Genomic DNA, 9,737 nt, shown 5'->3' on the forward strand with positions numbered 1-9,737 from the left:
CCGCGCCGGTCAGACGCGGTCATTGCAGGGTAATCCGCAGCGCCGCCGCAGTAGCAAACGGTGACAGGGTGGCGCTGACCAGCAGCATCGCCCCGAGGATCGCCAGATAGCCGCCAATCGGTAAGCCCTGCCCGGCGGCCTCAATCGCCGCGCTGGCGAAAATCAGCACCGGAATCGACAGCGGCAGCACCAGCAGGCTCAGCAGTACGCCGCCTCGCCGTAAACCGACGGTTAACCCGACGCCGATCGCCCCGAGAAAACTCAGGGTCGGCGTACCGACCAACAGCGTTAACGCCATTGCCCACCAGCCATTAAAATCGAGCGATAACAGCAGTGCCGCCAGCGGCGACAGCACAATCAGCGGCAAACCGGTTACCAGCCAGTGCGCAATCACTTTCCCCAGCACCGTGACCGGCAGTGGCGTCGGCAGCAACAGCAGTTGCTCAAGTGAGCCATCGATAAAATCATCGCGAAACAGCCGCTCCAGCGCCAGCAGCGATGCCAGCAGCGCGGCGACCCAGGCGACACCGGGCGCAATGCGCGCCAGCTGTTGCGGATCGGGTCCGATACCCAGCGGAAACAGGGTAATGACGATCAGAAAAAACCACAGCGGATTAACCACATCGGCCCCGCCACGAAAGGCAATACGCAATTCACGCTGGATGAGGCGCAACAGCATCAGATTAACTCCGTCGCGCTCAGGCGAATTTTACGCACCCGCGCCGTCTGGCCGGGCAAGTCCTGATGGGTCGTCAGGATCACCGCCCCGCCGTTATCGGCATGCTGAGCAAATTTCATCATTAATTTTTCGATGCCCGTTTTGTCGATGGCAGTCAGCGGTTCATCCAGAATCCACAAGGTGGCGCGACTCAGCCACAAACGCGCCAGCGCCACCCGCCGCTGCTGGCCTGCCGACAGCTGCGCCACCGGCACTTCTTCGTAACCCAGCAGATCGACGCTTTCCAGCGCAGCAAAAATCTGCGCGTCGTCGCAGTCAGGATGGTAAAAGCGCAAATTTTCCAGTGGGGAGAGCACGGCTTTCACGCCGGGATGATGCCCCAGATAGAGCATCGATGCGTGCCAGCGTTCGCGCTGCTGCTGGATCGGCCGATCGTGCCAGCGAATCTCGCCCTGTTCTGCCCGGCTTAATCCCGCCAGCAAGCGCAACAGCGAGGTCTTACCGGCGCCGTTCGGTCCCTCAATCTGCACAATGTCACCTGCTTTGACGCTGAACGACAGCCGATGGAACAGCGTCCGTTCATCGCGAACACAAGAGAGCGTAATGATTTCCAACATGAAGGGGGAATCGCACCAGCTAAAAAGAGGCCAGGATAATACCATAATGTTGCTGTGGGCCGAAGTCTGCACCGCCGTTGAGACCGACCGTCAGGAGGCGATATGTGCGGTCCGCCACGCTGTTTGCTTAAAAATGCAGCCGCGAAAAAGCTTGTTACGCTTATTCATATCGACCGTTACATTATCGGCAAATAAAAAGCAGCTACGCTTATTACGCCACAGCACTATCACCAGGAGAAAATATGAAGCCTTCATCAGGTAACCAACAGGGTCACAATGACGTTGAAAGCGATGAAAAGGACGAGGGAACGGAAATAGAAGTCGATGAGGAGGCGTTACCTTCACGTGCGGCGGCGATACATGAAGAGATCCGTCAGGATGGGGAAAAAGAGCTGGAGCGCGACGGCATGGCCCTGCTCTGGTCAGCCATTGCGGCTGGATTATCGATGGGCGCCTCGCTGATGGCGAAAGGGATTTTCCAGGTTCATCTCGACGGAGTACCCGGCGCATTTTTACTGGAAAATCTCGGTTACACGTTTGGTTTTGTGATTGTCATTATGGCGCGCCAGCAGCTGTTTACCGAGAACACCGTGACGGCGGTATTACCGGTGATGCATAAACCGACCTGGGGAAATGTCGGTCTGCTGCTGCGTTTGTGGGGCTTTGTGCTGCTGGGCAACCTGATTGGCACCGCGCTGGGCGCGCTGGCGTTTAATGAGATGCCGATTTTTGATGATGCGACCCGTCAGGCGTTTACCAACATCAGCATGAAGGTGATGGAAAACACCCCTGGCGAGATGTTTGCCAATGCGGTGATCTCCGGCTGGATTATCGCCACTATGGTGTGGATGTTCCCTTCAGCCGGCGGTGCCAAACTGGTGGTGATTGTGATGATGACCTGGCTGGTAGCGCTGGGCGATCTGGCGCATATCGTGGTTGGTTCGGTGGAAGTGCTCTATCTTGTGTTTAATGGCAGTATTCCCTGGCACGAATTTTTCTGGCCATTCGCCCTGCCTACGCTGTTAGGTAACATTACCGGCGGCACCCTGATTTTTGCCCTGATCAGCCATGCGCAGATCCGCAATGACATGAGCGAAGCGGCGGTCGCCAAAGCCAAGGCCGATCAAAAAAAGCAGGAGAAGCGCCGTCAGCGTGAAGAGCAAAACGGTTAAGTTGCTGTCGGAATGAGCAAACGCACGGCGTCGTAGTGAATTTCTGCGCCTATCTGCGCTATACTGCGCGCCGTCGTCCTCTTAGTTAAATGGATATAACGAGCCCCTCCTAAGGGCTAGTTGCAGGTTCGATTCCTGCAGGGGACACCACATTCTACAGAACCCGCCTCCACCGACACGAACAAAACCCCTTCAGTACTGCGCTCCGCAATCAATCATACTCAACCGACGCGAACCGACACGAATTGACTACGCCGACTTTTTGCGGGCATATTGTGGGCACACCAAAAACTATGCCCGGAATTATGCCCACATGCTGACCGTCAAGCAGATTGATGCTGCACGCCCTAAAGAAAAGTCATATCGCCTGGCGGATTCTGCGGGTCTGTTCCTGTTCATTCCACCGACCGGTAAAAAGGTGTGGCGCCTGCGGTACCGGTTTGATGGGAAAGAGAAGACGCTCGTCATCGGTCCCTATCCGGAGATATCCCTGACTGAGGCGCGTGCCCGGCAGTCTGAAGCAAAGATGAAGCTCCTGGCCGGCGTCGACCCTGCAGAACAGAAGCAGTCACTCAAGAAGAAAGAGAAGGAGGAGGATGCTGATACCTTCGGCGACATCTTCAAAGAGTGGTATGCCCACAAGTCTAAGGTCTGGTCGCCTGGCTACGCTGACGAGCTGCACAGAATGTTCACTGACGACATCCTGCCGATCATTGGTCATATGAAGATGGAAGAAGTTGAGCCGATGGTGTTGCTGAAGGTTATCCGCCTGTTCGAAGAGCGTGGCGCGATGGAGAGAGCGGATAAGGCAAGGAGGAGGTGTGGCGAGGTTTTCCGGTATGCGATCGTAACCGGGCGGGCAAAGTACAATCCTGCACCTGACCTTGTGGATGCCCTGCGTGGGTACAGAAAAGAGAACTACCCTTTCCTGCCTATTAACCGCATACGCGATTTCCACAAGGCGCTTGAGGGGTATGGTGGCAGCGTGATCGCAAAGATTGCAGCGCAGGTTCTTCATTACACTGCCCTGCGCACCAAAGAGCTGCGATCGATGGCATGGGCGAACGTCGACTTTGAGACCAGGCTCATCACGATTGATGCCGAAGTAATGAAGGGGCGCCGCATTCACATCGTGCCAATGTCCAGCCAGGTGGTGGAGTTGCTCACCTTTCTGAAGAAAGTCACCGGCCAGTACGCACTGTGCTTCCCCGGTCGCACGGACCAGAAGAAGCCAATCAGTGAAAACACCGTGCTGGGCGTGATTCGACGCATCGGATATGAGGGCCAGACCAGTGGCCACGGCTTCCGGCACCAGTTCAGTACTGTCATGAATGAGATGCACTGGAACAGCGATGCTATTGAGGCGCAGCTGGCCCACGTTAACTCACAAGGAACCCGAGGCATTTATAACCACGCCCAGTACCTCAACAACCGCAGAGAGATGATGCAGCACTGGGCGGACTGGCTTGATGGAAAAGACGCTTAACGCCTAAATCGTCGGCCGGTAGGGCTCATACACAGCCAGCACTTCGGCCGTAACCTTTCCCAGCACCACTACCCCATCAAGTCCCTGACCGTCGATCGTCTCGCCATCCTGAGTGATGATGCCGCTGGGGAACAATTTCCCAATCTGCGGGTAATCCTCAAGCTGATATGCAACGGTGTCGCCTGGCTTCATCCGGGCAGAACGGTCTACCAGTACGAAACCTTCCGGCGTTTCAACGCGCATCATATTGGCCGGGTTCGGCATCAGAATATCGTTCAGGTTAAGTCGGTGCTCAATATGGTCCTGCGCAGGAGATGGAAAGCCCATGTCAGATACCCCCGTTCGGGTTGAACATCTGGAAGGTACGGGCCTCGCCCTCTTCTGTGGAAATATCACGAAAATTATGGGTGTAATTCTCGATCCACTGATTAGCTTCACGTAGTGACATGTGCCAATTGAAACGCTCAAGCGCGGCAACGAAGTCACGCGTAGTTATGGTTCTCCTGCCACTCTCCTCCATCTTGATGGACTGAGTGAATGCAAAAAGAATGTCGTCGGTACGCGCCATGATGAAAATCCTCCATTGATAAAAACTGTATGCATAAACAGTAATATCGATCGGTGGTTTTGATCAAGGCTGACCAGTTGTGTGATTTGTAAAGGAGGGGTAGTTGCTGAGAATTCGAGATAAGGCAGTTTTTTCTTCAGATGCTGTGAGGCTGGACTTCACAGCATCCTAACTTACAAACAATTACTTTCTATGGCTTTTAATACCGCCTTTTCGACCTGCGATAACTGCCCGCTCTGGGTCATTCTTGAAGTTTCCTCCACTGATGGCTCCTCCCTTTCGTCCGGCCTCTACAGCTCTCTCTGGATTGGCCGCGAAATTACCTGCTCCACCTCTGTGACTAGTCATAATAATCTCTAATAAATTAAGGGCTTTTTAAGCATAGGATACTTTTAAAAATCTTGCTGGCAGTACAAGATGTTTCTCATCGGGTTACTTGCGGTACTAAATTACTTAACGAGCAGGCTTTCCTAACTTCTCCGAACGATAGGTCAACATAATTCTTCGAACTGAATTTTTTTACCGCTTACGCTTGTTGTTGAATTGTTTATGAATAAAATTTTTAATGTGGAAGGTGAATGGATGCAACTCCCATCCGGCAAGAAGTGAAATCCACCCTACGTCCTTCTTGCAAGCACAGTAGAGAGCCTAAAACAACAGAATGCCTTTGCGCGTTCGAACGCTTCACCTCCCCTTGTACCTGTCTCTTTCATTGGAGTGACGGGTATTTTTTTGCATGCCGCAGCTTAAGAATTCATCAACCAGGCCGTAAAAATCCATGCCACTGCAAACGCAGTGGTACCCATAACAACAAATCGAGAAGATGCTGATTGGCCCGCTTCGTGCGGGCATTTTTTGTGCTGCTGCTCCCAGCATCCACCCTTACCTGACCCACCCTGCAGCCTGCTGAGACTGGAGTGGTTCGCTCTGGCCTGTCGCCGGGGCTTTTTTACGCTTCACCTTCTGAGGGGTTGTCTTCAGTCACTTCGTCTGGAGATGAGACGGGAGGGTTAAGCAAAGCCCATTCCATTTTCATGTCAGTTTTGTTTTCATCTGCCAATGAGTTGTTGATAGAAGAAACAAGAGTCTGAAGTTGTGCTTTTGCTTCCCCTGGGTTTTCCAGGCAAAGCAGCATAAGCTTAACTATATCTTTCAGCGCTTCGGTATGCAGGCCAGCTATAGCGCTGTAATCGAGAGACTTTGTCTCTTCCAGAATAGTTCCATCTTCGAGGACGACAGGGTTGGCGTTTATAACCACTGCTTCTGGCATAAACTTTTCAACATCCTGCGCAATAATACCTACCTTACGCTCATTCTGAATGTCATAACTCATCCCGCGCGTGGTCATCGTATTGATGAGCGCATCAGTTAAAAGTTCTTTATTGAATTTTAAATTTGAATCTGAGGTGGGATTGAAAGATACCGCGTAACAAGATCCATTGCTGTTGGCTCGAAAAGTTTCCGTATTATTCTGCACAAGACGGAAGCAGTGATACTGCCCAGATACCAGATAGTATTGAGGAAAAATATCCCATGTTGAAGATGATCCTAACACCTGCAGCCTGTTGTTGACATTGCCTGAAGATTCAGTCTGGCGACCATCGATAGTTAACGCATTAACAGCCGCTGTGATTGTAACTGCTGAAGTGATCGCACCCCCGGTTTTATTGTTAACAGTAGAAAGTCGAGAATCATTCCCCGCCGCTACTGTTCCAGCTGTTGTCCCAACATTTCTAGTTGCAGAATCTCCCAGCCCGCTGAGTGAGGTTGCCAGGCTTTTCCATGATGGGCCACTGTACTGGCTGCCATCTTTCAAAGTGACTGTAATATTTCCTGATGCACTATAAACCTGCTGCCAGTTGGTCTTGTCGAGATTTAGCCCACGAATAGCCATGGCAGTATCAGCAGCAGTCTGAGCTGGAATGCCTACCATTGCTCCGTTAGGTAAAGCCGTCCATGCTACACCTGATGTTGTGGGTCCATTGTAAGCGGTAATCAGCGTCAGGCCGGTAGCGGAGTTAACAGATCGCACAGCAAGCGTGTAAGTGACTCCTCCCACAGTAGTAATGATGAAGTCATTCGCCTTCAACTCAGATGTAAAGCTTGTTCCGGAGCCGGTAACGGTGGCGGAGTTATTAGTTAATGTGATTGTACCTGCTGGCATAGCTTTCTCCGGGCAATAAAAAACCGGCGCGGTGGCCGGTTATATAGTTATACGGGGGTTTTCAAAAATAATATGATGCTTCGATGCAAGGTAATTGGCACGCCGCCTGTACCGCTTTAGGGTACTGGTAAACAACCACCTCCCGTCCTGTAGTCTTGGCTCTTGCTGTTGAAATAGCATTGCCATTCATCTTTAAGCCAGACTCTAAGCATTTTCTGAAGCTGTACCCGTTATTATCCCTGCTGTAATCGCCGCGTTGCAGGCCGAGGCTACAAAGCGGGACCATTGGTTGAGATACAGCGCCAGTAGGGTTAACCCATGACAGCACCTCACCCGAAGAGCCGTCATAGCTCTCATAAAACCCGAAATCGTAGTAGGCGTCAGGCCACATTACGGGTGGATATTTGCTGGAATACGTGACTTGATTTGAGGCGTTTCGAATAACCATCCCATAGCCAGAAACGGGAAGTGAGGGAGAGAACCCGCAGGAGACAATTACCACCTGAACATTATTAACTATACCACCCTCCATTGATCCTTCGATGCTTCCAAATGCCGTATATGACTTAATGGCATTACTTCCTCGGTCCAGATATAGCGGGTTATTTGTATTTGACCATCGCGCAAATACAATATAATTCCCGAGATTTACAATTTCTGACGGGATGCTCCACGACCCATTTATATTGATGACGGCTCTGTAGGTTACAAATCCAAGATACGATGTGTCGCCTATCTCCATAAAGTTTGAACCGTTGGTGATTCTCGCTCCATATTCCACTGAAGGGTTTTCAGCGTATGAGACAGAAAATACATCAGAAAACCCCGCCTCATCGGTAGGTAATGGTTTGCCGCCATCCGGATCGGTGAACTTTGCATCGTAAACAAGAGCGCTGCCGTTAAAAGACATGCTGCGAACATATGCCATAGGCGGTCCGGCAGGATTGCTGCCTGGATACACCCGAACCAGATTTCGTGGCACTATCAGCGCCTTGCTGTTGGCGGGCTGAGGCTTAAACCCACCCACTGACCCGGTGTTTGCCAGCATGGACGCGCTACCAAGATATGATGCGTAACGCATTGAGGCGTCCAGTATGATTTGTTTGCCTCCATCGTCGGGAGTGATACGAACCCCATAAATATCAGCCATTAGTTGAGTTTCCCCGCTTTAAACCTTTCCACTCCGTTAGCGTCGTAAACGGCCATTCCAGTTTCATTGAACACGCTACCTCCAGAGCGGCCAGAGCCTCCGTACAGTTCAAAAGAACCATCACTCCTCATGATTGTTCCTGATCTGCCAGCTACATAGTTTGCTGAGTACCATGATCCCACTTTGGCGAGGGTTATAGAGGCGTAGTTGATAAGCGCGTCATTAATGAAGACCTGGCCATTTACTGCAGTGAAGGCCAGTTGATAGCCAAGGGTACTTGTGTTGTAGATTGCGAATGTATCTGCGCTAAAGAGTGCAAATGATTGAGTGGACCCGCCGTTGCCTTCAACCCCAAGCTGCATGCCAGCGACATATTTAGTCCCATTCCTGTCAATCTGAACCTTCACGCCCCACTGAGCCGAAAGCTTGCCGCTGAGGTCAGCGTAAGCACTGGAGACCTGCTGCACTGACGCAGTGTTCTGGTCTGACTGGGCCTGAATCTGCTCAAATTTCTGAGCATAGGCGCTGTCAATGGTGGCAATGGTCTGACGGACAGTAATGATGTCGGCTCGGTTTCGACCGTAAGCCTCAAACTGATGATCCACAGAGGCATCAAGGTTAAGGGCATTCTGCAGGATTGCATCGACACTCGTATCAATGGATGAAGTGAGCCGGTCAAATGCTTCTGACTTGCGGATCTGATTATCGATGTAGTCAATCAACTCACCGGTATCTGTGTTGCAAACAACTGGCACCTCTACAAACGCAGAGGTCCCAAAGGCATTTATGGTTCTCACATACCAGTAATACGTAGGGCCAATTTTCAGTTCGTAAGCTGTCCAGTTACTTCCGATGCCGGCACGACTTGCATTGCCTTCCACCGTGGACTGGTTGGCATTAGGTAGCTGAGTCAGGCCTGAAGTCCAGAAGTCGAACTGTGTTGAGACGTTGGTTATCTCATTAATGCGAGGGATGAGAGTTACAGAAAAATAGCCCTGTTTCTGATCCACTGCAGAAGGTGGTGGCGGCGCTTCGATACTGAATTCAAGGTATGCCTCAGGAGACTGGGCCCCCATCTGGTTAACCGCTATGACATGCGCTGTGTACGTGTCCCGCAGTAGTCCGGTGAGGCGGGTAAATGAGCCAGGAACCTGCACCGATAAAACCAGCTGTCCGTCTTTCCTGATAAGGACCTGGTTATAAACATACTGACCCACGTTCTGCCATGAAAGCACCCCCTGAACTACCTGACCGATTTCTTCAACGGTGTATTTCAGGTTCTGTGGCTGAGCCACCCCGCCAGTTGGCAATTGCGTGAATGGAGGGCGATCGATAGGCTTCCCAATTGCGTCACCCCATACCCCGGCTGTTTCCTGCTTGAGTGTGAGTTGTACGCCATTCTGAACGCCGAATCTCCAGTCCGTTACACGCATCTCAACGCCGACAATCCCCAGTGAAGGAAAGTTAACCTTCACATACATTCCCGGTCGATAACGATATCCGCTCAGGTTCAGCGTAACGTTCATGGTCCGGGATATGCGAGTACGCTTTAGCTTAATGTCAGCCAACCGCTGAGCCTGAAATTCAGACGTCACAAAGCGAAGCTTGAGGTCCTGAGAAATTTCAACGCCGTCTTCCGCAACCCATTCAGCAACAGAGACCGTCGGAAAATCCACCTCAGCGAATCGTTGCTCCGGGTCAGTGAATGTCCCTTTGATGGTATTCACACGCTCAGACTGAGATACCTCGGGCATGATTTCAATATCGCCCGCCAGCTGACTTTCAGTGATCTCTTCTGTCGCTGGCCCGTAATAAGCACCAACCAGAATGCCGTGCTTGCCCGCGATATAAGTAGCCTCTCCAGAGCATGCAGAAAGCATTGATTCAAGGATGCTTGCCTT

General features: G+C 51.7%; 10 protein-coding genes and 1 tRNA gene. 3 read left to right on the forward strand and 8 right to left on the reverse strand.

The annotated features are described in order from the left end of the window. Positions 1-19: 19 nt before the first annotated feature. Positions 20-679 (reverse strand): heme exporter protein CcmB, encoded by a 660-nt coding sequence (gene ccmB / locus ABIB18_RS11380; RefSeq protein WP_354474156.1) that lies wholly within the window; start codon positions 677-679, stop codon positions 20-22. Further along, positions 679-1,296 carry a cytochrome c biogenesis heme-transporting ATPase CcmA gene (ccmA, locus tag ABIB18_RS11385; protein WP_069729009.1) on the reverse strand — a complete coding sequence of 206 codons (618 nt, stop codon included), beginning with the start codon at positions 1,294-1,296 and terminating at the stop codon, positions 679-681. The genes ccmB and ccmA overlap by 1 nt, the downstream gene beginning before the upstream one ends. A 242-nt stretch (positions 1,297-1,538) precedes the next feature. Here ccmA and ABIB18_RS11390 point away from each other — a divergent pair, with 242 nt between their 5' ends. The 3 genes from ABIB18_RS11390 to ABIB18_RS11400 all read left to right on the forward strand — a co-directional run bounded on the left by ABIB18_RS11390 (position 1,539) and on the right by ABIB18_RS11400 (position 3,954). Continuing rightward, on the forward strand, positions 1,539-2,468 hold the full coding sequence (locus ABIB18_RS11390; RefSeq protein ID WP_031375903.1) for a formate/nitrite transporter family protein: 930 nt from the start codon (positions 1,539-1,541) through the stop codon (positions 2,466-2,468). Between the two features lie 75 nt (positions 2,469-2,543). Beyond that, positions 2,544-2,618, forward strand: a tRNA-Arg gene (locus tag ABIB18_RS11395). 163 nt (positions 2,619-2,781) lie between these two features. Then, positions 2,782-3,954 carry a tyrosine-type recombinase/integrase gene (locus ABIB18_RS11400; RefSeq protein ID WP_354474157.1) on the forward strand — a complete coding sequence of 391 codons (1,173 nt, stop codon included), beginning with the start codon at positions 2,782-2,784 and terminating at the stop codon, positions 3,952-3,954. A gap of 3 nt (positions 3,955-3,957) precedes the next feature. Here ABIB18_RS11400 and ABIB18_RS11405 read toward each other — a convergent pair whose 3' ends face one another. From ABIB18_RS11405 to ABIB18_RS11430, 6 genes are all read right to left on the reverse strand, one after another. Then, positions 3,958-4,281, reverse strand: coding sequence for a LexA family protein (locus ABIB18_RS11405; protein WP_069729875.1), 324 nt, complete (start codon positions 4,279-4,281; stop codon positions 3,958-3,960). Position 4,282: 1 nt separating this feature from the next. After that, positions 4,283-4,522: a DNA polymerase V gene (locus ABIB18_RS11410; protein ID WP_354474158.1), complete on the reverse strand. Its 240-nt coding sequence runs from the start codon at positions 4,520-4,522 to the stop codon at positions 4,283-4,285. Positions 4,523-4,705: 183 nt separating this feature from the next. Next, on the reverse strand, positions 4,706-4,870 hold the full coding sequence (locus ABIB18_RS11415) for a con-10 family general stress protein (protein WP_354474159.1): 165 nt from the start codon (positions 4,868-4,870) through the stop codon (positions 4,706-4,708). Positions 4,871-5,471: 601 nt separating this feature from the next. Then, positions 5,472-6,686 (reverse strand): tail fiber domain-containing protein, encoded by a 1,215-nt coding sequence (locus ABIB18_RS11420; RefSeq protein ID WP_354474160.1) that lies wholly within the window; start codon positions 6,684-6,686, stop codon positions 5,472-5,474. 61 nt (positions 6,687-6,747) lie between these two features. Beyond that, complete coding sequence (locus ABIB18_RS11425; RefSeq protein ID WP_354474029.1) at positions 6,748-7,836, reverse strand: DUF6453 family protein; 1,089 nt, start codon at positions 7,834-7,836, stop codon at positions 6,748-6,750. Continuing rightward, positions 7,836-9,737, reverse strand: a 1,902-nt coding sequence (locus ABIB18_RS11430) for a phage tail tip fiber protein (protein ID WP_354474161.1), incomplete at its 5' end; no start/stop codon positions are given. The genes ABIB18_RS11425 and ABIB18_RS11430, both read right to left, overlap by 1 nt.

Origin of the sequence: Pantoea sp. UYEF8 (assembly GCF_040546285.1) — a bacterium.
Classification (GTDB): domain Bacteria; phylum Pseudomonadota; class Gammaproteobacteria; order Enterobacterales; family Enterobacteriaceae; genus Pantoea; species Pantoea brenneri.

Bases quoted from the DNA above. Each gene is read 5' to 3' on its own strand.
- ABIB18_RS11400 (WP_354474157.1), top strand. From the start codon at position 2,782: ATGCTGACCGTCAAGCAGATTGATGCTGCACGCCCTAAAGAAAAGTCA.
- ABIB18_RS11405 (WP_069729875.1), bottom strand. From the start codon at position 4,281: ATGGGCTTTCCATCTCCTGCGCAGGACCATATTGAGCACCGACTTAAC.
- ABIB18_RS11410 (WP_354474158.1), bottom strand. From the start codon at position 4,522: ATGGCGCGTACCGACGACATTCTTTTTGCATTCACTCAGTCCATCAAG.
- ABIB18_RS11390 (WP_031375903.1), top strand. From the start codon at position 1,539: ATGAAGCCTTCATCAGGTAACCAACAGGGTCACAATGACGTTGAAAGC.
- ccmA (WP_069729009.1), bottom strand. From the start codon at position 1,296: ATGTTGGAAATCATTACGCTCTCTTGTGTTCGCGATGAACGGACGCTG.
- ABIB18_RS11415 (WP_354474159.1), bottom strand. From the start codon at position 4,870: ATGACTAGTCACAGAGGTGGAGCAGGTAATTTCGCGGCCAATCCAGAG.
- ccmB (WP_354474156.1), bottom strand. From the start codon at position 679: ATGCTGTTGCGCCTCATCCAGCGTGAATTGCGTATTGCCTTTCGTGGC.
- ABIB18_RS11420 (WP_354474160.1), bottom strand. From the start codon at position 6,686: ATGCCAGCAGGTACAATCACATTAACTAATAACTCCGCCACCGTTACC.
- ABIB18_RS11425 (WP_354474029.1), bottom strand. From the start codon at position 7,836: ATGGCTGATATTTATGGGGTTCGTATCACTCCCGACGATGGAGGCAAA.